This is a genomic window from Shewanella chilikensis, from assembly GCF_037953065.1.
In the GTDB taxonomy this organism is placed as follows: domain Bacteria; phylum Pseudomonadota; class Gammaproteobacteria; order Enterobacterales; family Shewanellaceae; genus Shewanella; species Shewanella chilikensis.
In genome coordinates, this window is the sequence record NZ_CP149966.1 from 4,663,108 (window position 1) to 4,688,923 (window position 25,816).

The following is a 25,816-nucleotide window of genomic DNA, read 5'->3' on the forward strand; positions in this document are numbered from 1 at the left end:
CGATGAAGGACTAGCTACCTTAGAGTATCCGCCGCACCGTAGCAATTATTTTGATTCTTTCTTCGATAAATTAGACGACAGCTGGTATCAGACTTTCCATTTCCAATTCATCCATATCGCAAGCAAGCTTAAAGAGCGCTGCTTCATTAGCCTGGCAAAACTTTCGAATCTGTACCTGGTTAGCATTCGCACGCCGTAGCACTTCGAAACCCTTTTCAGTAATCTCAATTACCGGTAACTCCCAATCGTGGGCTCTGGAAAATGCCCGCTTGTGATAACGGTACTGCCCTTCCCGGGCTATGTAGTGACTGATCACTCGATGCTTTCCGGAGCCATCGTTCTTTCGCTTGAATTCGTTGTAAAACCAGAACATCTCAAGTTTGTTATCCCGCAGTCTGGCCCTGCAACCGTAATGCCCCGGATAACCGGGCGTACTTACACCACGATGTTTCCGGTTCTGTTCCCAGAAAAAATCACAAAGGCGTTGTGCTATATAGAAATAGCGATGCTGTTCGAGAATCGTATTTCTGTGTACGGCCTTGAGGAACAGTTCAGAGTCGCTATAAGCCCGAACTGTCAGTTCTTCATGATCAATGCCCTCATGCCGAGCAGCTCTCTTCCAAGCCGCTGAGATTTCGTCAATCTGTGCGCTGTGATCGGTTGGTTTCATTATTGGTTGCTCCGTTTTGTAATTACGAAGCAAATGTTATCTGGCCGACAGCTTGGAGCAGACATCCGTTCTTCCCCTTTTTGGGCGCATAGAACGCCTTCAGGTCTCTGACTCAGGTGACAGAGGACCGAGACCTAGCCAGTTTCTTGCCAAATAACTTATCTGATGGGGGATCTAAGGCAATCACTCCCATAGCTACAGAGTTGTGGCAGAAGGACGCTCGCCCACACCTCCCCCTTTTATGGGGGACCTATCGTTATAGCCAATTGATACGGCAGGTCTCCTGAACATCTTGAGTGTTCGGGGTAGTCGTAAATCCAAAGTATTCATCACAAAGGTCTGTTAAGAGGCCCTAGCCAGGTCGCGAGTTCTCAGCCGCCTCTGTCAGCCTCGAAACAGTCTCCAAAAAGCCTCTTTGCAAACCTCGTTCGGCACTTTCACATGTGAAAGTTCTTGTGGGCCCATGCCGGACCATTTATTGAACCGATAAAGGCAAACATCTCCCGAATCTGGTCAATAACCGTCCATCCCATTAAATAAACACCCCCGAATTAAAAATAACCAATTGAATTTTATGGGTTTATTTTTTATTTAACCAAACGGCTACTTTTTCCCTCTACGGGCAAATAGCCGTGGATGGTCTCAGTGTCGCTTCGAATAAACTCTTTCCTGCTGTTTAGTGACATCAGGAGACAATCAACATGCGTGAACAAACACCCACCATTTTCGATGATCCAGCAGGGTTCATTCTGCGAGAGCTCAATGAGCTGAAAAAGCTGGTCATTCAACAAGGCCATGCTCAGAAGGAAGTCATTACTGCCGACGAGTGTGCGGAACTTCTGGCCGTATCTGTCAGCTACATCTACCGACTGACCAGTGAGAAACGCCTGCCGCATTACAAACCTCAGGGCAAGAAAATCTATTTCAAACGCCAGGAACTGCTTGAGTGGCTATTGGCTCACCGGATATCTCCTGACAGCGAGCTAGCCGACCACATTGAATCCCGGGTACGGATTGCCCGCAACGGCAAACGGTGAATGCACTATGAGTATGTCGTTTGTTGAGTTTATCAATCGGCAGTCTCCCGGCACTGGGATGACGCGCTGGCCACTGAATATTGAGGCTGCATTCAAAGATAAGTTGCCACCTCTGGATTTTGTGCTGCCAGGACTCCTGGCGGGAACGGTAGGTGCACTGGTAGCACCTGGCGGTCTAGGTAAATCAATGGTCGCCCTGCAGCTATCCGCCATGATCACCAGCGGAGCCGATTTAATGGGTTTGGGGACATTCCCTACAGGCCCCGTGGCTTATCTATCTGCTGAGGACCCCGACTGCGTTCTCAATCTGCGCTTGCAAGCCTTGGGCCAGCACCTGACATCAGACCAAAGGAAAATGGTCGATCAGAATCTGTTTCTTATGCCGGTGACGGGGTTACATCCAAACCTTCTTAGCGAGACCTGGACTAATGCACTGGAGGCAGTCGCGAGCGAGCACCGTCTGGTTATTCTGGATACGCTGCGCCGCTTTCACACTGCAGACGAGAATTCCGGTGCAGAAATGGCTGCACTCATAGGCAGAATGGAATCGATCGTGGCCAACACCGGGAGCTCATTGTTGTTTATCCACCACACTAACAAGAGCTCTCTATCCAACGCTGTTGGCGACCAGCAACAGGCTAGTCGAGGGTCGTCAGTGCTGGTCGACAATATTCGCTGGCAGGGATACCTGATAGGCATGAGCTCGGAAGAAGCAAAGCGCTTCGGTATCCCCGAGATGACTCGACACCAATATGCGAGATTTGGAGTGAGCAAAACAAATTATGCGGCACGGCCTGTGGATAAATGGCTTATGCGATCGTCAGGAGGCGTACTCAAAGCGGTGGACTTAGCGCCGATCGCTATCGGTCAAAGGAAGGTACGTCGTGTCGAGATATGAGCTGGACCATGTGCGGCATGATGCTGTCCACTGTCTGGCTCCCGGGTTGTTCAAAGCCCTCAAGCGCGGCGAGAGACGCTCATCAAAACTGGACGTAGCGTATGAGTATGGTCAGCAGGGCCATCGTGTTGAATTCAGTGGCCCGGAACCGTTAGGCGCTGATGATCTCCGAGTTTTACAAGGTCTGGTCGCCCTGGCTGGCCTCGAGGGCAAGGTGCTGTCGCCGTCGCCTAAATCAACAGTTGGAGTGACACTACGACAGATGCTCGAGCCACGATGGGATGCTGCCGGTGATAATGCGGTTGTCGTCCAATGCAGTTACCGCAGATTGGCAAAAGAAATCGGTTATTCCCGGGTGGATTGCAGCAAACCTATCAAGGCTTGCATCGAGCGCCTGTGGAAAGTTTCGATTATTGTGCAACTTGGTGAGCAAAGACGAGGCTTTCGACTTCTTGCAGACTATCGCAGTAACGAGCAGCCTCAGGGGGTCCATGTAGCTCTCAACCCTTTGCTAGCCAATGCGGTCCTAGGGACTGATCGCCACGTTCGTATCAGCATGGAAGAAGTCAGGGCGATCAAGTCTGAAACAACGCGCCTGCTTCACCAGCGTCTGTGCGCATGGATAAATGCCGGAAGCACTCGAAAGGTCCAGTTGATGACGTTATGTGGATATCTTTTTTCCACAGAGGGAAATCCGGCGGCGGTGAGAAAACGACTAGCGCGCGTTCGCCAGGCATTGAATGAGCTGAACACCCTCGGCTGGCAGGTCAATGAATACGTGAAAGGCCGTGTAGAGATTCGAAGACCTCCTAATAACAGTCACAAAGTACCCTTCTGACTGTCACAAATCCCCCTATTAACAGTCACAGGGCTATCGGCACCAAGCCATGAATCACGCGGAATTGCAGCACTCAAAACCTCTTGATCTAAATTATCCACAATCTCTAGACGTACCGCCGGGGTCCTTGTGGGACACCGGCGCCGTCTCATACTTCTTCAAACTGTGCTTTGGGTACCGATAGCACATCGGGAAAGCTGAGCATCGCATCACGACGCCTCGACTCGATGATGTCCGCGTAGATTTCCGTTGTACGCAACTCGCTGTGCCCCAGTAACCTGGATAACGAGTAGATGTCCACACCCCGAGACAGCTGAATCACAGCGAATGTATGCCTCGCACTGTGGAAAGTGACTTTTTTGGTTATGCCAGCCTTCATCGCCCAGCGCAGCAATTCCATGTTATGCCAAGCGCTATACTTCAGCCCTTTGAAAACACGGTCCGTCGGTCCTCTGCGTTGACCCATAAGCTGTACCGCCATCGTGTTCAGATCCAGGTACTGCAAGCCTTTAGTTTTCTGCTGATGAAATATGACTCGGCAGCCGTCGTAGAACGACTCCACTTCAGCCCAGGTTAGCTTGTTAATATCCGACCAGCGGAGACCGGTGCAGGCCGAGAAGAGAAATGCGCGCTTCATGACCTCATAACGGCATTCAGCTTGCGCCATGGCTCGGAGTTCATCTTCAGTCAGATACACCCGTTTATTGTTTTCTGCCTTTATGCCGTTGACCTTGCGGGTCGGGTTGTCCCTGATAAGCCCTTCTCTCTCCGCCTGGTTCAGGCAGGCTCTGAGCTTATTGAAATAGGCACTTTGGGTGTTTCGGCTGAGCGGCGAATCACTCTTAGTCCGTGCTTTATGGGTGAGGTAATACCTGAAGTTCTCCAGAAACGCCTGGTCGACCTCCTCAAACGTCAGTTCCGGCAATTCATGATAAACCTTGAGATGCTTGAGCGTTGACACCCAGATTGAGTGATTGCTTTTACTTCCTCGGGCCTTTTCATCGGTCACCTCCTGGAAGTAATCGAAAAAACTGGCTTGGAGAGCATTCGTGCCATCGAGCTTATGCTTTCCGGTTTCGTGTTCGTAAAGTCGCTTCGCCCGGATGGCCTCAACTGCACGCTGAGTTTCCCGATTGTGCTGCCTTTGCCCTGGGGTTCTTGGTTTGTCGTAAAGGAATAGGTCTAGCGGCTCTCTGGATCGCTTGTGTCTGCGCCTGCCGGTCTCAGGATCCAGATAGGAGCCAGCGTAGTAGATGAGGCGAATGGCGCACTTGCCTTCACGGTCTGGTTCTCGAACGTCAATACTGATTTTCATGTGTGTCCCCCGAAAGTACCCCGAGGATCTTAGTTCGGGGGACTCTCGGGGTAAATCATCACAAAACAAGGACAACCATGAATAGCCAATAAAACAACTATTCCTTTTTAAACAATGAGTTAATTTGTCTTTGGTTGCTTTTGTCTACCCTTGTTTGACGACTTCACTTCCCGATACAGAATGTATAAATTTTATGTAAATCAATATTTTGCTTGTATTTTGGAGTAAATGTGGATCAATAATAACTAACCCCAATACACGTAAAATATTGATTATAAGATGGTATTACTCTACTCGATCTCGCCAGGATCTTCATCCGGAACGATGTTTAGATCCAAATGGAGCTGATTCGCGCTGTTCAACCCGGCAATTTGCTTCAACTTGTCAGGAGTCTCTTCACTGAAGGTTGCGAGGTAGTAGTAGGGGTGACCATCGTCACTACTTACCAGGTCATAATCAACGAAGTACTGCTCTACCTCTTCAAGCGTCCAGTGAACCTCTCCGGCGATAGCTATTAGGAGATCGGTGTTGTCGTCAGGGTGGTTGATACCTTGGGGTAGAACTGACAGCTCTGCTGAGACGATCCCTTTATCCTTCCAGTTCCTCAGAATGCCTGACCACAAGTTAGCTCGCAGATTTGAGCTGGGCTGAAACCTAGAAGCATTCCAGTGGATCACGTCTCGATCCCCATGTTTCAGATGAAGTACGACCTGTGCTTTTTTACGCGCTATCAACTCATTTTTGAAAGCTGGCTCATCAGGAACGAAAGTGAGAGCAGGTTTGTTTCCAGTGGATTTCGACCCGCTTTCCTCAACGGAGTCGAGTAAGCGCTCGATCACTCTCTCTGGCGTGTCGAATCCAACAGCCAACGCTTCCAATCTTCCGTACACATCATCTGAAATGCTAATAGTGACTGGCATCTTAATATCTCCATAGATTGAATCATATATAGAACTATAAATGGTTTTTCATATAGATCAAGTTTTCTTCATGGAGTGAGCCGATCCTTCATTTGTGTTCAACAAACCACTGTCATTTTCAGAAGACGACTGCACCAGTTGATTGGGCGTAATGGCTGTTGTGCAGCCAGCTCCTGACAGTTCAATATCAGAAGTGATCTGCACCAATCTCGACTATGCTCAATACTCGTGTGCACCAAAGCGAGGTGAGCATGGCGACGGACACCCCACGGATTCCAGAACAAGGCGTGGCCACTCTGCCTGATGAGGCTTGGGAGCGTGCGCGCCGTCGTGCGGAGATCATCAGTCCGTTGGCGCAGTCGGAGACGGTCGGGCACGAAGCGGCCGATATGGCGGCTCAGGCGCTGGGCTTGTCTCGGCGCCAGGTATACGTTCTGATCCGGCGTGCCCGGCAAGGCAGCGGCCTCGTGACGGATCTGGTGCCCGGCCAGTCCGGTGGAGGTAAAGGTAAGGGGCGCTTGCCGGAACCGGTCGAGCGCGTCATCCACGAGCTACTGCAAAAGCGGTTCCTGACCAAGCAGAAGCGCAGCCTAGCGGCCTTTCACCGCGAAGTCACTCAGGTGTGCAAGGCTCAAAAACTGCGAGTGCCGGCGCGCAATACCGTGGCCTTACGGATCGCTAGCCTTGACCCGCGCAAGGTCATCCGCCGGCGGGAAGGCCAGGATGCCGCTCGTGACCTACAAGGTGTGGGCGGCGAGCCTCCTGCCGTGACCGCGCCGCTGGAGCAGGTGCAGATAGACCATACGGTCATCGACCTGATCGTGGTCGATGACCGCGACCGGCAACCTATTGGCCGCCCGTACCTGACCCTCGCCATCGACGTGTTCACCCGCTGCGTGCTCGGCATGGTCGTCACGCTGGAAGCGCCGTCTGCCGTTTCGGTTGGCCTGTGCCTCGTGCATGTCGCCTGCGACAAGCGCCCTTGGCTGGAAGGACTGAACGTGGAAATGGATTGGCAGATGAGCGGCAAGCCCTTGCTGCTCTACCTAGACAACGCGGCCGAGTTCAAGAGCGAGGCCCTGCGCCGGGGTTGCGAGCAGCATGGCATCCGGCTGGACTATCGCCCGCTGGGACAGCCGCACTATGGCGGCATCGTGGAACGGATCATCGGCACGGCGATGCAGATGATTCACGACGAACTGCCGGGAACGACCTTCTCCAACCCTGACCAGCGCGGCGACTACGATTCCGAAAACAAGGCCGCCCTGACGCTGCGCGAGCTAGAGCGCTGGCTCACATTGGCGGTCGGCACCTACCACGGTTCGGTGCACAACGGCCTGCTCCAACCGCCGGCCGCGCGCTGGGCCGAGGCCGTGGCGCGTGTCGGCGTACCGGCCGTCGTCACACGCGCTACTTCGTTCCTGGTCGATTTTCTGCCGATCCTCCGGCGCACGCTGACCCGCACCGGCTTTGTCATCGACCACATCCACTACTACGCCGATGCGCTCAAGCCGTGGATTGCGCGGCGTGAACGCTGGCCGTCCTTTCTGATCCGGCGCGATCCGCGCGACATCAGCCGTATCTGGGTCCTGGAACCGGAGGGACAGCATTACCTGGAAATTCCCTACCGTACCTTGTCGCATCCGGCTGTCACCCTCTGGGAACAACGGCAGGCGCTGGCGAAACTGCGGCAGCAAGGGCGCGAACAGGTGGATGAGTCGGCGCTGTTCCGCATGATCGGCCAGATGCGTGAGATTGTGACCAGCGCGCAGAAGGCCACACGCAAGGCGCGGCGTGACGCGGATCGCCGCCAGCACCTCAAGACATCAGCTCGGCCGGACAAGCCCGTTCCGCCGGATACGGATATTGCCGACCCGCAGGCAGACAACTTGCCACCCGCCAAACCGTTCGACCAGATTGAGGAGTGGTAGCCGTGGACGAATATCCCATCATCGACCTGTCCCACCTGCTGCCGGCGGCCCAGGGCTTGGCCCGTCTTCCGGCGGACGAGCGCATCCAGCGCCTTCGCGCCGACCGCTGGATCGGCTATCCGCGCGCAGTCGAGGCGCTGAACCGGCTGGAAGCCCTTTATGCGTGGCCAAACAAGCAACGCATGCCCAACCTGCTGCTGGTTGGCCCGACCAACAATGGCAAGTCGATGATCGTCGAGAAGTTCCGCCGCACCCACCCGGCCAGCTCCGACGCCGACCAGGAGCACATCCCGGTGTTGGTCGTGCAGATGCCGTCCGAGCCGTCCGTGATCCGCTTCTACGTCGCGCTGCTCGCCGCGATGGGCGCGCCGCTGCGCCCACGCCCACGGTTGCCGGAAATGGAGCAACTGGCTCTGGCTGTTGAGTTGCATCTAAAATTGACCCACTTAGGGTAAAGATTTGCGTCGAAATTTGACCCACGTATGACACTGTTTCCCGTCTGGATATGGCGGGAGAAATCAAGGAGTGATAAACGTGGCGATATTGAGCGCAATTCGACGCTGGCATTTTCGCGATGGTGCGTCGATTCGGGAAATAGCCCGACGAAGCGGCCTGTCCAGGAACACCGTTCGCAAGTATTTGCAAAGCAAGGTGGTTGAACCGCAGTACCCAGCGCGAGACAGCGTTGGCAAGTTAAGTCCTTTTGAGCCCAAGTTAAGGCAGTGGCTCTCCACCGAGCACAAAAAGACAAAGAAGCTGCGCAGAAACCTGCGCAGCATGTACCGGGATTTGGTCGCTTTGGGCTTTACCGGGTCTTATGACCGAGTGTGTGCCTTTGCCCGACAGTGGAAAGATTCCGAACAGTTCAAGGCGCAAACCTCGGGCAAGGGTTGTTTCATCCCCTTGCGCTTTGCTTGTGGCGAAGCCTTCCAATTCGATTGGAGTGAGGACTTTGCCCGCATAGCGGGCAAACAGGTCAAACTTCAGATTGCCCAGTTTAAGTTGGCCCACAGCCGGGCCTTTGTGCTTCGGGCTTACTACCAGCAAAAACATGAAATGCTGTTTGATGCCCACTGGCATGCCTTTCAAATCTTCGGTGGCATTCCCAAGCGCGGCATCTACGACAACATGAAGACCGCTGTGGATTCGGTGGGGCGTGGCAAAGAGCGCAGGGTCAATCAGCGGTTCACTGCCATGGTCAGCCACTACCTGTTTGATGCGCAGTTCTGTAATCCAGCATCGGGTTGGGAGAAAGGCCAGATTGAGAAGAACGTGCAGGATTCCCGCCAACGCCTGTGGCAAGGGGCACCAGACTTTCAAAGCCTTGCTGATTTGAATGTGTGGCTTGAGCATCGCTGCAAAGCGCTGTGGTCTGAGCTGCGCCACCCCGAATTGGACCAAACCGTGCAAGAGGCCTTTGCCGATGAACAAGGGGAGCCCGCAGAATTCGGAAAAAATCGTACGCTAAGGTTTTCCGGGCATCCGTAAGGGCCGAAACTTCCCGTCTTCCAGTCTGCGGCTCTGCCGCCAGACGTAATCGCCGGTTAGGTTGATGTGCTCCCAGCCCAGCGGCGACAGGAATTGCAGCAGCTCGCCGTCCACCGGCTTGCCGGCCTCGACCAACCCCTGGGTGGCGCGTTCCAGGTACACCGTGTTCCACAGCACGATAGCCGCCGTCACCAGGTTGAGGCCGCTGGCCCGGTAGCGCTGCTGCTCGAAGCTCCGATCCCTGATTTCCCCAAGGCGGTTGAAGAACACCGCCCTGGCCAGCGAGTTGCGCGCCTCACCTTTGTTCAGGCCGGCATGCACGCGGCGGCGCAGTTCAACACTTTGCAGCCAGTCCAGGATGAACAGCGTGCGCTCGATCCGGCCCAGCTCGCGCAGGGCCACGGCCAGTCCGTTCTGGCGCGGGTAGCTGCCGAGCTTGCGCAGCATCAGCGAGGCGGTGACGGTGCCCTGCTTGATCGAGCTGGCCAGGCGCAGGATGTCGTCCCAGTGGGCACGCACGTGCTTGATGTTCAGGGTGCCGCCGATCAGCGGGCGCAACGTCGGGTAGGCTTGCACGCCCTGCGGCACGTACAGCTTGGTTTCGCCGAGGTCGCGGATGCGCGGCGCGAAGCGGAAGCCTAGCAGGTGCATCAGGGCAAAGACGTGATCGGTGAAGCCGGCCGTGTCGGTGTAGTGCTCCTCGATCCGCAGGTCGGACTCGTGGTACAGCAGGCCGTCGAGCACATAGGTGGAATCGCGGACGCCGACATTCACCACGCGGGTGCTGAACGGCGCGTACTGGTCGGAGATATGGGTATAGAACAGCCGTCCCGGCTCGCTACCGTACTTCGGGTTGACGTGCCCGGTGCTCTCGCCCCGGCCACCCGCGCGGAAGCGCTGGCCATCGGAGGATGAGGTCGTGCCGTCGCCCCAGTGGGCGGCAAAGGCGTGGCGATACTGGTGGTTGACCAGCTCGGCCAAGGCCGCCGAATAGGTTTCGTCGCGGATGTGCCAGGCTTGCAGCCAGGACAGCTTGGCGTAGGTCAGGCCGGGGCTCGACTCGGCCATCTTGGTCAGCCCGAGGTTGATCGCATCACCGAGGATTGCGGACAGCAGCAACGTCCTGTCTTTGGCCTCGGCCCCGTCCTTCAAGTGGGTGAAGTGGCGGCTGAAGCCCGTCCAGTCGTCCACGTCCATCAGCAGTTCGGTGATCTTGATGCGCGGCAGTAACTGGCTGGTTTGGTCGATCAGCGCCTGCGCCCGATCCGGCACCGCCGCATCCAGCGGGGTGATTTTCAGCCCTGACTCGGTGAGGATGGCATCGGGCAGCTCGTTGTCCTTGGCCAGGCGGGTGACGGTGGCCAACTGCTCGTCCAGCAGCTGCAAACGCTCTTCCAGGTACTGGTCGCTGTTCGGGTTGATCGCCAGGGGCAGGGCCTGCTCGCGCTTGAGTGCGGCGAACTTCTCGGCCGGCAGCAGGTAGTCGTCGAAGTCGCGGAACTGCCGCGAGCCCTTGACCCAGATGTCGCCGGAGCGCAGGGCGTTCTTCAGCTCGGACAGGGCGCAGATTTCGTAGAATTTCCGGTCGAGGCCTTCCGGGGTGATCACCAGCGGCTTCCAGCGCGGCTTGATGAAGGCCGTGGGTGCATCGGCCGGCACCTTGCGCAGGTTGTCGGCGTTCATCTCACGCAGGGTCTGCACGGCTGCCAGCACGCCTTGCGCGGCCGGCCCGTGCTGTTCCCCAACTTTTCGCTCGGCGAAGAGTATGAACATGCGCCGCCGGCGACGAATCGCCAAATCTCACCGTATCTCCCGAGCGGACGATTTCGCACCGGTCTGCCCGTCGAAGGGCTTGCGATCGAACGGGGCGACCTTTTCTATGCATGTCCGCGAGCCAGCGTCTTTTATGGCACGGCGCTCGACGCCGACCTTCGGACGCGCGGCGTAAGCACGCTTGTCATGGCCGGGATAAGCACCACCGGCGTTGTTCTTTCAAGCGTCGCCTGGGCTAGTGATGCGGACTACGACGTGCGTTTGGTCCAGGACTGCTGCTACGACCCGGATCGGGATGCCCACGAAGCTCTGTTGCGTTCCGGGTTCGGCGGACGTGTACAGGTCGTGTAATTTTCGGGCCTCGCATGATCGCGGCCATAGCCGCAGGTGGATTGGTGCGAGGCAGGGCCAGTCCAAGTCAGGGTGCGGTCATCGCGGCGCCTGCAACTCTCAAAAACCCATCGCCGTAGCGGAGGTCTTGTAATCGCATGTCATTACGCACGCCCGATTTATTGTTCACAGCGATAGCACCTGCCATTTGGGGCAGCACCTACATTGTCACCACCCAATACCTGCCGAACTTCTCACCGATGACGGTCGCGATGCTGCGGGCGTTGCCGGCGGGTTTATTGCTCGTGATGATCGTCCGACAGATTCCAACGGGAATCTGGTGGATGCGCATCTTCATCCTCGGCGCACTTAATATTTCGCTATTCTGGAGCTTGTTGTTTATTTCGGTCTACCGCCTGCCGGGCGGGGTCGCGGCGACGGTAGGCGCTGTGCAGCCGCTGATGGTCGTGTTCATCTCTGCCGCTCTGCTAGGTAGCCCGATACGATTGATGGCGGTCCTGGGGGCTATTTGCGGAACTGCGGGCGTGGCGCTGTTGGTGTTGACACCAAACGCAGCGCTAGATCCTGTCGGCGTCGCAGCGGGCCTGGCGGGGGCGGTTTCCATGGCGTTCGGAACCGTGCTGACCCGCAAGTGGCAACCTCCCGTGCCTCTGCTCACCTTTACCGCCTGGCAACTGGCGGCCGGAGGACTTCTGCTCGTTCCAGTAGCTTTAGTGTTTGATCCGCCAATCCCGATGCCTACAGGAACCAATGTTCTCGGCCTGGCGTGGCTCGGCCTGATCGGAGCGGGTTTAACCTACTTCCTTTGGTTCCGGGGGATCTCGCGACTCGAACCTACAGTTGTTTCCTTACTGGGCTTTCTCAGCCCGGGGACCGCCGTGTTGCTAGGATGGTTGTTCTTGGATCAGACGCTGAGTGCGCTTCAAATCATCGGCGTCCTGCTCGTGATCGGGAGTATCTGGCTGGGCCAACGTTCCAACCGCACTCCTAGGGCGCGTATAGCTTGCCGGAAGTCGCCTTGACCCGCATGGCATAGGCCTATCGTTTCCACGATCAGCGATCGGCTCGTTGCCCTGCGCCGCTCCAAAGCCCGCGACGCAGCGCCGGCAGGCAGAGCAAGTAGAGGGCAGCGCCTGCAATCCATGCCCACCCGTTCCACGTTGTTATAGAAGCCGCATAGATCGCCGTGAAGAGGAGGGGTCCGACGATCGAGGTCAGGCTGGTGAGCGCCGCCAGTGAGCCTTGCAGCTGCCCCTGACGTTCCTCATCCACCTGCCTGGACAACATTGTTTGCAGCGCCGGCATTCCGATGCCACCCGAAGCAAGCAGGACCATGATCGGGAACGCCATCCATCCCCGTGTCGCGAAGGCAAGCAGGATGTAGCCTGTGCCGTCGGCAATCATTCCGAGCATGAGTGCCCGCCTTTCGCCGAGCCGGGCGGCTACAGGGCCGGTGATCATTGCCTGGGCGAGTGAATGCAGAATGCCAAATGCGGCAAGCGAAATGCCGATCGTGGTCGCGTCCCAGTGAAAGCGATCCTCGCCGAAAATGACCCAAAGCGCGGCCGGCACCTGTCCGACAAGTTGCATGATGAAGAAGACCGCCATCAGGGCGGCGACGACGGTCATGCCCCGGGCCCACCGGAACGAAGCGAGCGGGTTGAGAGCCTCCCGGCGTAACGGCCGGCGTTCGCCTTTGTGCGACTCCGGCAAAAGGAAACAGCCCGTCAGGAAATTGAGGCCGTTCAAGGCTGCCGCGGCGAAGAACGGAGCGTGGGGGGAGAAACCGCCCATCAGCCCACCGAGCACAGGTCCCGCGACCATCCCGAACCCGAAACAGGCGCTCATGAAGCCGAAGTGCCGCGCGCGCTCATCGCCATCAGTGATATCGGCAATATAAGCGCCGGCTACCGCCCCAGTCGCCCCGGTGATGCCGGCCACGATCCGCCCGATATAGAGAACCCAAAGGAAAGGCGCCGTCGCCATGATGGCGTAGTCGACAGCAGCGCCGGCCAGCGAGACGAGCAAGACCGGCCGCCGCCCGAAACGATCCGACAGCGCGCCCAGCACAGGTGCGCAGGCAAATTGCATCAACGCATACAGCGCCAGCAGAATGCCATAGTGGGCGGTGACGTCGTTCGAGTGAACCAGATCGCGCAGGAGGCCCGGCAGCACCGGCATAATCAGGCCGATGCCGACAGCGTCGAGCGCGACAGTGCTCAGAATTACGATCAGGGGTCTGTTGGGTTTCACGTCTGGCCTCCGGACCAGCCTCCGCTGGTCCGATTGAACGCGCGGATTCTTTATCACTGATAAGTTGGTGGACATATTATGTTTATCAGTGATAAAGTGTCAAGCATGACAAAGTTGCAGCCGAATACAGTGATCCGTGCCGCCCTGGACCTGTTGAACGAGGTCGGCGTAGACGGTCTGACGACACGCAAACTGGCGGAACGGTTGGGGGTTCAGCAGCCGGCGCTTTACTGGCACTTCAGGAACAAGCGGGCGCTGCTCGACGCACTGGCCGAAGCCATGCTGGCGGAGAATCATACGCATTCGGTGCCGAGAGCCGACGACGACTGGCGCTCATTTCTGATCGGGAATGCCCGCAGCTTCAGGCAGGCGCTGCTCGCCTACCGCGATGGCGCGCGCATCCATGCCGGCACGCGACCGGGCGCACCGCAGATGGAAACGGCCGACGCGCAGCTTCGCTTCCTCTGCGAGGCGGGTTTTTCGGCCGGGGACGCCGTCAATGCGCTGATGACAATCAGCTACTTCACTGTTGGGGCCGTGCTTGAGGAGCAGGCCGGCGACAGCGATGCCGGCGAGCGCGGCGGCACCGTTGAACAGGCTCCGCTCTCGCCGCTGTTGCGGGCCGCGATAGACGCCTTCGACGAAGCCGGTCCGGACGCAGCGTTCGAGCAGGGACTCGCGGTGATTGTCGATGGATTGGCGAAAAGGAGGCTCGTTGTCAGGAACGTTGAAGGACCGAGAAAGGGTGACGATTGATCAGGACCGCTGCCGGAGCGCAACCCACTCACTACAGCAGAGCCATGTAGACAACATCCCCTCCCCCTTTCCACCGCGTCAGACGCCCGTAGCAGCCCGCTACGGGCTTTTTCATGCCCTGCCCTAGCGTCCAAGCCTCACGGCCGCGCTCGGCCTCTCTGGCGGCCTTCTGGCGCTCCTGCTGCGGCGTCCGCTCGTGGGCCGTGGCGCGGGTCCGCGCGCCGGCCTCGTGCGCCTGGCGCTCGCGGGCGAGGTCCAGGGCGGCCGTCTTCACGTTCTGCCTTGCGCAGATGAGATAGGGGAGCCCGCAGAATTCGGAAAAAATCGTACGCTAAGGTTTTCCGGGCATCCGTAAGGGCCGAAACTTCCCGTCTTCCAGTCTGCGGCTCTGCCGCCAGACGTAATCGCCGGTTAGGTTGATGTGCTCCCAGCCCAGCGGCGACAGGAATTGCAGCAGCTCGCCGTCCACCGGCTTGCCGGCCTCGACCAACCCCTGGGTGGCGCGTTCCAGGTACACCGTGTTCCACAGCACGATAGCCGCCGTCACCAGGTTGAGGCCGCTGGCCCGGTAGCGCTGCTGCTCGAAGCTCCGATCCCTGATTTCCCCAAGGCGGTTGAAGAACACCGCCCTGGCCAGCGAGTTGCGCGCCTCACCTTTGTTCAGGCCGGCATGCACGCGGCGGCGCAGTTCAACACTTTGCAGCCAGTCCAGGATGAACAGCGTGCGCTCGATCCGGCCCAGCTCGCGCAGGGCCACGGCCAGTCCGTTCTGGCGCGGGTAGCTGCCGAGCTTGCGCAGCATCAGCGAGGCGGTGACGGTGCCCTGCTTGATCGAGCTGGCCAGGCGCAGGATGTCGTCCCAGTGGGCACGCACGTGCTTGATGTTCAGGGTGCCGCCGATCAGCGGGCGCAACGTCGGGTAGGCTTGCACGCCCTGCGGCACGTACAGCTTGGTTTCGCCGAGGTCGCGGATGCGCGGCGCGAAGCGGAAGCCTAGCAGGTGCATCAGGGCAAAGACGTGATCGGTGAAGCCGGCCGTGTCGGTGTAGTGCTCCTCGATCCGCAGGTCGGACTCGTGGTACAGCAGGCCGTCGAGCACATAGGTGGAATCGCGGACGCCGACATTCACCACGCGGGTGCTGAACGGCGCGTACTGGTCGGAGATATGGGTATAGAACAGCCGTCCCGGCTCGCTACCGTACTTCGGGTTGACGTGCCCGGTGCTCTCGCCCCGGCCACCCGCGCGGAAGCGCTGGCCATCGGAGGATGAGGTCGTGCCGTCGCCCCAGTGGGCGGCAAAGGCGTGGCGATACTGGTGGTTGACCAGCTCGGCCAAGGCCGCCGAATAGGTTTCGTCGCGGATGTGCCAGGCTTGCAGCCAGGACAGCTTGGCGTAGGTCAGGCCGGGGCTCGACTCGGCCATCTTGGTCAGCCCGAGGTTGATCGCATCACCGAGGATTGCGGACAGCAGCAACGTCCTGTCTTTGGCCTCGGCCCCGTCCTTCAAGTGGGTGAAGTGGCGGCTGAAGCCCGTCCAGTCGTCCACGTCCATCAGCAGTTCGGTGATCTTGATGCGCGGCAGTAACTGGCTGGTTTGGTCGATCAGCGCCTGCGCCCGATCCGGCACCGCCGCATCCAGCGGGGTGATTTTCAGCCCTGACTCGGTGAGGATGGCATCGGGCAGCTCGTTGTCCTTGGCCAGGCGGGTGACGGTGGCCAACTGCTCGTCCAGCAGCTGCAAACGCTCTTCCAGGTACTGGTCGCTGTTCGGGTTGATCGCCAGGGGCAGGGCCTGCTCGCGCTTGAGTGCGGCGAACTTCTCGGCCGGCAGCAGGTAGTCGTCGAAGTCGCGGAACTGCCGCGAGCCCTTGACCCAGATGTCGCCGGAGCGCAGGGCGTTCTTCAGCTCGGACAGGGCGCAGATTTCGTAGAATTTCCGGTCGAGGCCTTCCGGGGTGATCACCAGCGGCTTCCAGCGCGGCTTGATGAAGGCCGTGGGTGCATCGGCCGGCACCTTGCGCAGGTTGTCGGCGTTCATCTCACGCAGGGTCTGCACGGCTGCCAGCACGCCTTGCGCGGCCGGCGCGGCGCGCAGTTCCAGCACCTCCAGCAAGGCCGGCGTGTAACGGCGCAGGGTGGCGAAGTTCTCGCCGACCAGGTGCAGGTGGTCGAAGCCTTCCGGCCGGGCCAGCAGCTCGGCCTCGCTGACGCTCTCGGTGAACTCGTCCCAGGGAATCACCGCCTCGATGGCGGCATAGGGGTCGCTGCCGCTTTCCTTCGCTTCCAGCAGCGCCTGGCCGATCCTGGAGTACAGGCGCACCTTGTCGTTGATCGCCTTGCCCTGCTTCTGGAACTGCTGCTGATGCTTGTGCTTCGCGCCGCTGAACAGCTTGACCAGGATGCGGTCATGCAGATCGACCAGCTCATCGATCACGGTCGCGGTGCTCTCCAGCACCACGGCGGCCAGGGTCGCGTAGCGGCGCTGCGGCTCGAACTTACCGAGGTCTTTGGGCGTCATCTGCCCACCCTCGCGGGCCAGCTTGAGCAGGCGGTTCTGGTGGATGTGCCGGCCCAGGCCTTCGGGCAAGTCCACCAACTGAAATGTCTTCAGCCGCTCGATGTGTTCCAGCATGTGCCGAGAGTTGGGTTTCAGCGGTGCCTGGCGCAGCCAGGTCAACCAGGTGATGCTGCTGCCGGCCTTGAGCTTCAACAGCTCGTCCAGCTTGGCCCGATGCGAGTCCGTGAGTGGTTCGACCAGGGCGCGGTAGACCCGCCGATTGGCTCGCGCAATGGCTTCCGAGCAGGCCCGGTCAATCACGCTCAGCGCCGGCAGGATGCGTCGTTTCTGCCGTAGGCTCTCCAGGGCCTGACCGGCCAGCAGCAAGCCTTTGTCGGTCTGCTGGGCCAGCTCGGTTAGCTCGCGCACCAGGGCGCGGAAGTCGGACAGGCCGAACGGGGCCAGTTGCAGGTAGGTGCGCAGTTCCTGGGCATGCTCGCGACGGGTCACGTCGCGCTCGCCGTACTTTGCCCAGCTCGCCGGCTCGGCCTGGACTTGCTTCGCCACCCACAGGATGACCGGCTCGGGCAGCTCGCTGTCGGTTCCCAGCGCGTAACCGGGGTAGCGCAGCAGGCAGAGCTGCACGGCGAAGCCGAGGCGGTTGGCGTCGCCGCGTCGCTGGCGGATCAGCGACAGGTCGGAGTCGTTGAAGGTGTAGTAGCGGATCAGGTCATCCTGGCTTTCCGGCAGCGCAAGCAGGGTGTCCCGCTCCGTGGCCGAGAGGATCAAGCGACGCGGCATGTGTCAGTCGTCCGTGCGGAGGTACTGGTAGAGGGTTTCCCGGCTGATGTTGAACTCGCGGGCAAGCTGCGCCTTGGGCTCGCCGGCCGTCGCTCGCTGCCGCAGGGTAGCAGCCTGCTCATCGGACAGGGCTTTCTTGCGGCCCCGGTACGCGCCACGCTGCTTGGCCAAGGCGATGCCCTCACGCTGCCGCTCGCGGATCAGGGCGCGCTCGAACTCAGCGAAGGCCCCCATCACCGACAGCATCAGGTTGGCCATCGGCGAGTCCTCGCCAGTGAACACCAGGCCCTCCTTCAGGAACTCGATGCGCACGCCGCGCTGAGTCAGCTTCTGTACCAAGCGACGCAGGTCATCGAGGTTGCGGGCCAGCCGATCCATGCTGTGCACCACCACTGTATCGCCTTCGCGGACGAAGCTCAGCAGCGCTTCGAGCTGGGGGCGCTGGGTGTCCTTGCCCGATGCCTTGTCGGTGAACACCTTGCTCACCTGGGTTTGTTCCAGCTGGCGTTCCGGGTTCTGGTCAAAGCTGCTGACCCGGACGTAGCCGATGCGGTGCCCCTGCACGATGTCTCCTTGGTTGAAGGCGGCTTAAGTGCACTTTCTGTTCCGTTGTGCCTCAAAGCCCATTTCTGTCAGGCTGAAATCTATAACCTTCGCGGGCATGTGTCAAAAAATGGGAAAGCAGACTCTATTCTGACGAAGCGGCGCGGCCCTGCCTGACATCAAGTTAGGGTATAGCTCAACCTGACATAGAAGCAAAAACTCAACCACCTTCTACCAACTCTCCGAACAGCTCCTTGACCTTTGTTTTCGCATCAGCAAGTGCAGTTCTGCCTTGTTCAGTGATGTCATAAACACGCCGTTCACGTCGCCCGGTGCGTTCGTGGCGTGAGGTCAGATAGCCTTTTTTTTCCAGGCCGTGCAGCATCGGGTACACGGTGCCAGCGCTCATCTCGTAGCCGTGTCGGCGTAGCTCTTCGATGATCCCCAGCCCAAAGACAGGTTCCTCGGCTGCATGGTGAAGGATGTGCAGGCGGATCAAACCGCCGTAGAGGTCTTTGTCAGTCATTTTTTGTGCCTCACAGAGCGACGCTCAACAGCCACCCAGCTGCACCGCTACCGAGGACAACCAGCCACGGCGGGAGCTTCCAGAACATAAGTGCGACAAGGGCAACTAATGCCAAGCCGAAGTCTTGCGGCTGAAAGATGGCGCTAGTCCATACAGGCTGATACAGCGCGGCCAGCAGCAAGCCGACTACAGCGGCATTGATCCCGGCCAGCGCAGCTTGGATGCCTGTATTGCGGCGCAAACGCTCCCAAAATGGCATTGATCCGACGACCAGCAAGAACGAGGGCGCGAAGATAGCCAGCAGACACACAATGCCGCCGATCCAGCCCGACGGGGCGGTGTTCATCGAGGCACCAAGAAACGCGGCGAACGTGAACAAAGGGCCGGGCACCGCTTGAGCTGCCCCGTACCCCGCGAGAAAGGATTCATTGTTGACCCAGCCGGAGGGCACCACTTCGGCTTGCAGTAATGGCAGCACAACGTGACCACCGCCGAACACCAGTGATCCGACACGATAGAAGGAATCCACCATTGCCATGGTTTGACTTGGCATCAGTTCGGCCAACACCGGCAGGCCAATCAGCAAGACAAAGAACAGCGAGAGCCAAAGCACGCCGGCCCGGTGACTGACCGTGATAGGTAGGGGGTCATGCTCAACAACTTTCGCTGGCTTGAACAATAACCGGCCTGCGATGCCTGCGATAGCAATCACGCCAACCTGTCCCCACGCGGACGGCACAAGTAAAACGACGCAGGTAGCAATTGCCATGATGGTGACTCGCAGCCCATCCGTGCATAGGTTACGCGCCATGCCCCATACTGCTTGAGCGACCACGGCCACAGCCACCACTTTTAAGCCATGCAACGCGCCCTGCGAGACGTAATCGCCATAGCTGGAGATGCCGAGCGCAAAAAGGATCAAGGCTATGGCAGACGGCAGCGTGAAGCCAGCCCAAGCAGCCAGCGCCCCGCTGTATCCAGCCCGAGACAGTCCTACCGCTATGCCGACCTGGCTGCTTGCAGGCCCTGGCAAGAACTGACAAAGCGCGACCAAGTCAGCATAGCTCCGTTCGGAGAGCCAGCGCCGCCGTGTGACAAATTCGGCGCGGAAGTAGCCCAAGTGCGCAATGGGGCCGCCAAAAGATGTCAATCCAAGCCGCAGAAAAATAAGAAAGACCGACCATGGTCTGCTGTCATCGGTAGGGTTATTCGTCATACTTTCGCCTTCATGATCTGCAACGAGTTGATCAATAATAAGCGAAATTCGATAACGAAATTCGATATAAATCTAGAAAAAAATACCTCTATGTGTACTACGCAGTTTTAGCTGTGGCTTTCACAGGAGCACGCTTACTTACGGCTTAGCGTGCTTTATTTAATGAGATGGTCACTCCCTCCTTCCCAGTACTATGCTGAGGACAGGCTTTCATTCGGAGAACCATCATGGAAAACATTGCGCTTATTGGTATCGATCTGGGTAAGAACTCTTTCCATATTCATTGTCAGGATCATCGTGGGAAGGCCGTTTACCGTAAAAAATTCACCCGACCAAAGCTAATCGAATTTCTGGCGACATGCCCGGCAACAACCATCGCGATGGAAGCCTGTGGCGGTTCTCACTTTATGGCACGCAAGCTGGCAGAGTTAGGGCATTTTCCAAAGCTGATATCACCGCAATTTGTCCGCCCATTCGTTAAAAGCAACAAAAATGACTTCGTTGATGCTGAAGCTATCTGTGAAGCAGCATCACGTCCATCTATGCGTTTCGTGCAGCCCAGAACCGAATCTCAGCAGGCAATGCGAGCTCTGCATCGTGTCCGTGAATCCCTGGTTCAGGATAAGGTGAAAACAACTAATCAGATGCATGCTTTTCTGCTGGAATTTGGTATCAGCGTTCCGCGAGGTGCTGCCGTTATTAGTCGACTGAGTACCCTTCTTGAGGACAGTAGTTTGCCTCTTTATCTCAGCCAGTTACTGCTGAAATTACAACAGCATTATCACTATCTTGTTGAGCAGATTAAAGATCTGGAATCTCAGTTGAAACGAAAGTTGGACGAAGATGAGGTTGGACAGCGCTTGCTGAGTATTCCCTGCGTTGGAACGCTGACTGCCAGTACTATTTCAACTGAGATTGGCGACGGGAAGCAGTACGCCAGCAGCCGTGACTTTGCGGCGGCAACAGGGCTGGTACCCCGACAGTACAGCACGGGAGGTCGGACGACATTGTTAGGGATTAGCAAGCGGGGCAACAAAAAGATCCGAACTTTGTTGGTTCAGTGTGCCAGGGTATTCATACAAAAACTGGAACACCAGTCTGGCAAGTTGGCCGACTGGGTCAGGGAGTTGTTGTGTCGGAAAAGCAACTTTGTCGTCACCTGTGCTCTGGCAAACAAGCTGGCCAGAATAGCCTGGGCACTGACGGCGCGACAGCAAACTTACGAAGCATAAAGGCAGAAATACACCAGTTTAAACAATCATTCATCTGGTTTTGCGAATACTGATATTGATGATACTAACGGCCCACCGGCCTGTTGAGGAACCTGTAAAACGGAAAGGCTCATTGAAGCCGTATATTTTCTGGAGGTTCATCAGGCGCGGAACTCATCGAGGCGCGGGAATAAAATCCCATTCAGACGCCGGATAGATTCAAGCAAGCCAACTTGTCGTCAAAATCGGTGTTGCAAAAACGGGAGTGACCATAGATTCCGTTTTCTCTATTCGCCCCTTTGTTGAGATATGACCCGCTCCCCGGATCATGGCTTGGCCTTCTTCGCGACCCTGGCTACTGCACGGGCCGCCTTGAGGCACTCATCGAACACTTTCCCCTTTGCGAAGCTGGGTGTTCGGTCGAAAAAGAAGGTGGCTTCTTTCACCCCCAGCGAGACCGCATGAGGGGGAAATTCCTCCTTCTCCAGCGTTGCCTTGATGTGCTTGGCAATGAACTCGCGTGGGTGCATGGATGCCTCCGTTCTTCCAGAAACTGGTCTCATCACACAAACGACAGGCAATAGGAGTCCGTGACCCGCTGTCGGGCCGCTATCGCTTGTGGGATAAAGGCCCCGTTGACGGGGCCAGGAGAGAGCTGTAACCACATGCATTGCACCTGTGGTGGTGGCTTGAGCACTTCACAGTGAGTCAGCCGTTCTTGCTGTCGGTACCGGTGCGCCCTCACGGGCAGACCTACCATTCGAAACGGTCGCCTCTCGGCGAGGGCCTGGGTGGCGCTTCACAGCGGGACCAGGCATCCGCTTAACCCTGCGGTGGGAGATGTGATCACCTCCTTGGGGTGGTCATATCGGTTGGTTGTGGTGGCCGGGTCTGACACCGGCCGAGGTCTAGGGGGCATCCCTACGAATGCCGGTTGGCGCAAAGACCTTCCCATTCACCACAACCGTGGATTGCATTGGTCTCCGGGTCTCTCGTGCGGTACCCCATGGGCCTTGGCTCACCTGCAATGCAATCCCGGTTGTGTCCCGGCCTTTCACCGGGTGGGTGGCTGGGGAGTCAGACCCGCCACTCGCTGTGTTCGCTATCACTTCAACTGTGCTGTCTTTCCAGCTGTCAGCCGGTCACTGCCTTAATTTCCATTCACCTTGGTCGGCATGCATTCCAGCCTTGCCAAGGGAGAGCGGGGAGGTTAGTCAGCCCGGTTGCCGGTGTTATTTCCCCAAGCGGTTTGTTGCCACCGCTGCCAGTGTTGTGCTGGTCCTCCGGCTGGGGTTGTCCATCGTGCGAAATCAATTTGCTAACTATTGGTTAGCATATGCTTGGTTTGCTTTAAGTCAACACCCAAAAGTTAGTTTTTCAATTTTTTAATTCAGGGTCAGTTGGTGCAAGCTGTGGTGACGCAAAGGAAGGGGTAATTTTCGGATCATTGCCCTGCCGCCCGTTGCTCCGAACCACTGGGAGCTGGACCCCAACGATCTCGGGTGTGACGATGGACCTGTACTGAGGGGGCTGTGGGTCGTACCCCGATTCGCATGAGGATTGAATATAACCGACGTGACTGTTATATTTAGGTGGCTAAACCCGTCAAGCCCTCAGGAGTGAATCATGACCGTAGTCACGACCGCCGATACCTTCCAACTGTACGCACTTGCAGCCCGACATGGGCTCAAGCTCCATGGCCCGCTGACTGTCAATGAGCTTGGGCTCGACTATAGGATCGTGATCGCCACCGTCGACGATGGACGTCGGTGGGTGCTGCGCATCCCGCGCCGAGCCGAGGTAAGCGCGAAGGTCGAACCAGAGGCGCGGGTGCTGGCAATGCTCAAGAATCGCCTGCCGTTCGCGGTGCCGGACTGGCGCGTGGCCAACGCCGAGCTCGTTGCCTATCCCATGCTCGAAGACTCGACTGCGATGGTCATCCAGCCTGGTTCGTCCACGCCCGACTGGGTCGTGCCGCAGGACTCGGAGGTCTTCGCGGAGAGCTTCGCGACCGCGCTCGCCGCCCTGCATGCCGTCCCCATTTCCGCCGCCGTGGATGCGGGGATGCTCATCCGTACACCGACGCAGGCCCGTCAGAAGGTGGCCGACGACGTTGACCGCGTCCGACGCGAGTTCGTGGTGAACGACAAGCGCCTCCACCGGTGGCAGCGCTGGCTCGACGACGATTCGTCGTGGCCAGATTTCTCCGTGGTGGTGCATGGCGATCTCTACGTGGGCCATGTGCTCATCGACAACACGGAGCGCGTCAGCGGGATGATCGACTGGAGCGAGGCCCGCGTTGATGACCCTGCCATCGACATGGCCGCGCACCTTATGGTCTTTGGTGAAGAGGGGCTCGCGAAGCTCCTCCTCACGTATGAAGCGGCCGGTGGCCGGGTGTGGCCGCGGCTCGCCCACCACATCGCGGAGCGCCTTGCGTTCGGGGCGGTCACCTACGCACTCTTCGCCCTCGACTCGGGTAACGAAGAGTACCTCGCTGCGGCGAAGGCGCAGCTCGCCGCAGCGGAATGAGCGAACGTCGATATAGCCCGCTCGCGACGCTGTTCGCGGCGACCTTTCTCTTCCGGATCGGCAACGCGGTGGCGGCCCTCGCGCTTCCATGGTTCGTCCTGTCTCATACAAAGAGCGCGGCCTGGGCGGGCGCCACGGCCGCTAGCAGCGTCATCGCGACCATCATCGGCGCGTGGGTTGGTGGTGGCCTCGTCGATCGGTTCGGGCGCGCGCCCGTCGCATTGATCTCGGGTGTGGTGGGCGGCGTGGCCATGGCGAGCATCCCACTGCTCGATGCCGTTGGCGCCCTCTCGAACACTGGGCTGATCGCTTGCGTGGTGCTCGGTGCCGCGTTCGACGCACCCGGTATGGCCGCGCAGGACAGTGAGCTGCCCAAACTCGGCCACGTCGCCGGGCTCTCCGTTGAGCGCGTCTCGTCACTGAAAGCGGTGATCGGGAACGTCGCGATTCTAGGTGGCCCGGCCCTTGGGGGGGCCGCAATCGGCCTGCTTGGCGCTGCGCCAACGCTCGGGCTGACGGCGTTCTGCTCCGTCCTTGCAGGTCTGCTCGGCGCGTGGGTGCTTCCCGCGCGTGCCGCTCGGACGATGACCACGACGGCGACTCTCTCCATGCGCGCCGGCGTCGCTTTTCTCTGGAGCGAACCCCTGCTGCGCCCTCTCTTTGGTATAGTGATGATCTTCGTGGGCATCGTTGGCGCCAACGGCAGCGTCATCATGCCTGCGCTGTTTGTAGATGCAGGACGCCAAGTAGCAGAGCTCGGGCTGTTCTCCTCAATGATGGGGGCTGGTGGTCTCCTTGGCATTGCCATTCATGCGTCGGTCGGCGCCCGGATATCAGCGCAGAACTGGCTGGCGGTGGCATTTTGTGGCTCTGCGGTGGGCTCGCTTCTGCTTTCACAGTTGCCAGGCGTGCCGGTGCTGATGTTGTTGGGCGCGCTCGTGGGACTGCTGACCGGCTCAGTCTCTCCCATTCTCAACGCTGCCATCTACAACCGCACGCCGCCAGAACTTCTCGGCCGGGTACTCGGCACGGTCTCGGCGGTGATGCTGTCAGCCTCGCCCATGGTTATGCTTGCGGCCGGCGCGTTTGTCGACCTTGCTGGTCCGCTCCCTGGCCTCGTTGTATCGGCCGTGTTTGCGGGGCTCGTGGCTCTACTCTCGCTCCGTCTTCAATTTGCTACAATGGCGGCGGCAGCCACAGCCTCCGCCCCAACCCATACAGAAGGTGAACACTGATGCCCCGCCCCAAGCTCAAGTCCGATGACGAGGTACTCGAGGCCGCCACCGTAGTGCTGAAGCGTTGCGGTCCCATAGAGTTCACGCTCAGCGGAGTAGCAAAGGAGGTGGGGCTCTCCCGCGCAGCGTTAATCCAGCGCTTCACCAACCGCGATACGCTGCTGGTGAGGATGATGGAGCGCGGCGTCGAGCAGGTGCGGCATTACCTGAATGCGATACCGATAGGCGCAGGGCCGCAAGGGCTCTGGGAATTTTTGCAGGTGCTCGTTCGGAGCATGAACACTCGCAACGACTTCTCGGTGAACTATCTCATCTCCTGGTACGAGCTCCAGGTGCCGGAGCTACGCACGCTTGCGATCCAGCGGAACCGCGCGGTGGTGGAGGGGATCCGCAAGCGACTGCCCCCAGGTGCTCCTGCGGCAGCTGAGTTGCTCCTGCACTCGGTCATCGCTGGCGCGACGATGCAGTGGGCCGTCGATCCGGATGGTGAGCTAGCTGATCATGTGCTGGCTCAGATCGCTGCCATCCTGTGTTTAATGTTTCCCGAACACGACGATTTCCAACTCCTCCAGGCACATGCGTAAACGGAGGTGTGCAGAGTCCCTGCGGCAGGCGACGAACACGACCGTCGTCGATTAGTACCGGTACGGTCGGTGGTATCGAAGTCTTGATCACCACTCAGGTCTACGGCTTACAAATGGTGACCATCCCGATACTTGCGTCAGAGCACCGGGCCGATTCTTTGACAGTGAATCACTCCCGTAAGGTTGTGCCGGTGTGGGTGTCCCGGGTCGAGACGATACTCCGCCAATGCGCCCAGCAAACAACCTGGCCATCGCAGGTGGTGGGGAGCGGTGTGGCGGATGAGTTGGACAAGTTGGTGTAGCAGCACGAGCACGGCGAGATAACATCGCAGGAGTTCGACATGCTCAAGAGACAGCTGATTGCGAATCGCGATGCAGATTCATAACCCGATTGCGGGTTGGCTTCACTCCACCATCACCGAGCAGACTAGCACGGCGGGC

General features: G+C 58.6%; 21 protein-coding genes and 3 pseudogenes. 13 read left to right on the forward strand and 11 right to left on the reverse strand.

The features are described 5' to 3' along the window. Positions 1–70: 70 nt before the first annotated feature. Positions 71–670: a conjugative transfer protein MobI(A/C) gene (mobI, locus tag WKR14_RS20985; protein WP_339087160.1), complete on the reverse strand. Its 600-nt coding sequence runs from the start codon at positions 668–670 to the stop codon at positions 71–73. A 701-nt stretch (positions 671–1,371) separates the two neighbouring features. On the opposite strand from mobI, the gene WKR14_RS20990 reads away from it, so the two are divergent. From WKR14_RS20990 to repC, 3 genes are read left to right on the forward strand one after another with little or no spacing between them, the layout of a single operon-like run. Then, positions 1,372–1,707 (forward strand): helix-turn-helix domain-containing protein, encoded by a 336-nt coding sequence (locus tag WKR14_RS20990; RefSeq protein WP_339087161.1) that lies wholly within the window; start codon positions 1,372–1,374, stop codon positions 1,705–1,707. A gap of 7 nt (positions 1,708–1,714) precedes the next feature. Then, entirely contained in the window at positions 1,715–2,605 is an 891-nt protein-coding gene (locus tag WKR14_RS20995) for a helicase RepA family protein (RefSeq protein WP_339087162.1), read from the forward strand. Further along, positions 2,592–3,443 (forward strand): replication protein C, IncQ-type, encoded by an 852-nt coding sequence (repC, locus tag WKR14_RS21000; RefSeq protein WP_339087164.1) that lies wholly within the window; start codon positions 2,592–2,594, stop codon positions 3,441–3,443. Before WKR14_RS20995 ends, repC begins: the two co-directional genes overlap by 14 nt. A 148-nt stretch (positions 3,444–3,591) precedes the next feature. On the opposite strand, the gene WKR14_RS21005 is transcribed toward repC, so the two are convergent. Both WKR14_RS21005 and WKR14_RS21010 read right to left on the reverse strand, forming a co-directional pair. Beyond that, positions 3,592–4,758, reverse strand: a complete 1,167-nt coding sequence (locus WKR14_RS21005) for a site-specific integrase (RefSeq protein WP_339087165.1) — start codon at positions 4,756–4,758, stop codon at positions 3,592–3,594. 290 nt (positions 4,759–5,048) lie between these two features. After that, a complete protein-coding gene (locus WKR14_RS21010) occupies positions 5,049–5,678 on the reverse strand; it encodes a hypothetical protein (RefSeq protein WP_138679405.1) in 630 nt (209 codons plus the stop codon). Between the two features lie 251 nt (positions 5,679–5,929). Between WKR14_RS21010 and WKR14_RS21020 the strand changes: the two genes are divergently transcribed. The 3 genes and pseudogenes from WKR14_RS21020 to istA all read left to right on the forward strand — a co-directional run. Beyond that, on the forward strand, positions 5,930–7,609 hold the full coding sequence (locus WKR14_RS21020; RefSeq protein ID WP_000179844.1) for a Mu transposase C-terminal domain-containing protein: 1,680 nt from the start codon (positions 5,930–5,932) through the stop codon (positions 7,607–7,609). Between the two features lie 2 nt (positions 7,610–7,611). Further along, a pseudogene (locus WKR14_RS21025) lies at positions 7,612–8,031 on the forward strand (TniB family NTP-binding protein); the annotation flags it as partial. A 103-nt stretch (positions 8,032–8,134) separates the two neighbouring features. Next, a pseudogene (istA, locus tag WKR14_RS21030) lies at positions 8,135–9,040 on the forward strand (IS21-like element IS1326 family transposase); the annotation flags it as partial. A gap of 33 nt (positions 9,041–9,073) precedes the next feature. On the opposite strand, the pseudogene WKR14_RS21035 reads toward istA, so the two are convergent. Next, positions 9,074–10,825, reverse strand: a pseudogene (locus WKR14_RS21035) (Tn3-like element TnAs1 family transposase); the annotation flags it as partial. 3 nt (positions 10,826–10,828) lie between these two features. Here WKR14_RS21035 and WKR14_RS21040 point away from each other — a divergent pair. Continuing rightward, positions 10,829–11,221 carry a cysteine hydrolase family protein gene (locus WKR14_RS21040; RefSeq protein WP_001351729.1) on the forward strand — a complete coding sequence of 131 codons (393 nt, stop codon included), beginning with the start codon at positions 10,829–10,831 and terminating at the stop codon, positions 11,219–11,221. A gap of 137 nt (positions 11,222–11,358) precedes the next feature. After that, complete coding sequence (locus tag WKR14_RS21045) at positions 11,359–12,243, forward strand: DMT family transporter (protein WP_000058717.1); 885 nt, start codon at positions 11,359–11,361, stop codon at positions 12,241–12,243. A 31-nt stretch (positions 12,244–12,274) separates the two neighbouring features. Here WKR14_RS21045 and tet(A) read toward each other — a convergent pair whose 3' ends face one another. Beyond that, on the reverse strand, positions 12,275–13,474 hold the full coding sequence (tet(A), locus tag WKR14_RS21050; protein ID WP_276396203.1) for a tetracycline efflux MFS transporter Tet(A): 1,200 nt from the start codon (positions 13,472–13,474) through the stop codon (positions 12,275–12,277). Between the two features lie 105 nt (positions 13,475–13,579). On the opposite strand from tet(A), the gene tetR(A) reads away from it, so the two are divergent. Then, positions 13,580–14,230, forward strand: coding sequence for a tetracycline resistance transcriptional repressor TetR(A) (gene tetR(A), locus WKR14_RS21055; protein ID WP_000164043.1), 651 nt, complete (start codon positions 13,580–13,582; stop codon positions 14,228–14,230). A gap of 31 nt (positions 14,231–14,261) precedes the next feature. Here the strand turns inward: tetR(A) and WKR14_RS21060 are convergent, their stop codons facing one another. From WKR14_RS21060 to chrA, 5 genes are all read right to left on the reverse strand, one after another. Beyond that, positions 14,262–14,504: a transposase gene (locus WKR14_RS21060; protein ID WP_000844627.1), complete on the reverse strand. Its 243-nt coding sequence runs from the start codon at positions 14,502–14,504 to the stop codon at positions 14,262–14,264. A gap of 57 nt (positions 14,505–14,561) precedes the next feature. Further along, on the reverse strand, positions 14,562–17,528 hold the full coding sequence (locus WKR14_RS21065) for a Tn3-like element TnAs1 family transposase (protein WP_001138014.1): 2,967 nt from the start codon (positions 17,526–17,528) through the stop codon (positions 14,562–14,564). 3 nt (positions 17,529–17,531) lie between these two features. Continuing rightward, positions 17,532–18,092, reverse strand: coding sequence for a recombinase family protein (locus WKR14_RS21070; RefSeq protein ID WP_001161490.1), 561 nt, complete (start codon positions 18,090–18,092; stop codon positions 17,532–17,534). 199 nt (positions 18,093–18,291) lie between these two features. Continuing rightward, on the reverse strand, positions 18,292–18,597 hold the full coding sequence (locus WKR14_RS21075) for a PadR family transcriptional regulator (protein ID WP_000130000.1): 306 nt from the start codon (positions 18,595–18,597) through the stop codon (positions 18,292–18,294). A gap of 10 nt (positions 18,598–18,607) precedes the next feature. Beyond that, positions 18,608–19,813, reverse strand: coding sequence for a chromate efflux transporter (chrA, locus tag WKR14_RS21080; RefSeq protein WP_000184001.1), 1,206 nt, complete (start codon positions 19,811–19,813; stop codon positions 18,608–18,610). Between the two features lie 227 nt (positions 19,814–20,040). Here chrA and WKR14_RS21085 point away from each other — a divergent pair, with 227 nt between their 5' ends. Further along, positions 20,041–21,045 (forward strand): IS110-like element IS5075 family transposase, encoded by a 1,005-nt coding sequence (locus tag WKR14_RS21085; protein ID WP_000427614.1) that lies wholly within the window; start codon positions 20,041–20,043, stop codon positions 21,043–21,045. Positions 21,046–21,350: 305 nt separating this feature from the next. Here the strand turns inward: WKR14_RS21085 and WKR14_RS21090 are convergent, their stop codons facing one another. Next, positions 21,351–21,554, reverse strand: coding sequence for a hypothetical protein (locus WKR14_RS21090; RefSeq protein ID WP_000553518.1), 204 nt, complete (start codon positions 21,552–21,554; stop codon positions 21,351–21,353). Between the two features lie 1,096 nt (positions 21,555–22,650). Here WKR14_RS21090 and WKR14_RS21095 point away from each other — a divergent pair. From WKR14_RS21095 to mphR(A), 3 genes are read left to right on the forward strand one after another with little or no spacing between them, the layout of a single operon-like run. Then, positions 22,651–23,556, forward strand: a complete 906-nt coding sequence (locus WKR14_RS21095; RefSeq protein WP_000219387.1) for an Mph(A) family macrolide 2'-phosphotransferase — start codon at positions 22,651–22,653, stop codon at positions 23,554–23,556. Further along, complete coding sequence (gene mrx(A), locus WKR14_RS21100; protein WP_000004159.1) at positions 23,553–24,791, forward strand: macrolide resistance MFS transporter Mrx(A); 1,239 nt, start codon at positions 23,553–23,555, stop codon at positions 24,789–24,791. Before WKR14_RS21095 ends, mrx(A) begins: the two co-directional genes overlap by 4 nt. Next, positions 24,791–25,375 (forward strand): macrolide-binding transcriptional repressor MphR(A), encoded by a 585-nt coding sequence (gene mphR(A), locus WKR14_RS21105; RefSeq protein WP_001137892.1) that lies wholly within the window; start codon positions 24,791–24,793, stop codon positions 25,373–25,375. The genes mrx(A) and mphR(A) overlap by 1 nt, the downstream gene beginning before the upstream one ends. Positions 25,376–25,816: the final 441 nt, after the last annotated feature.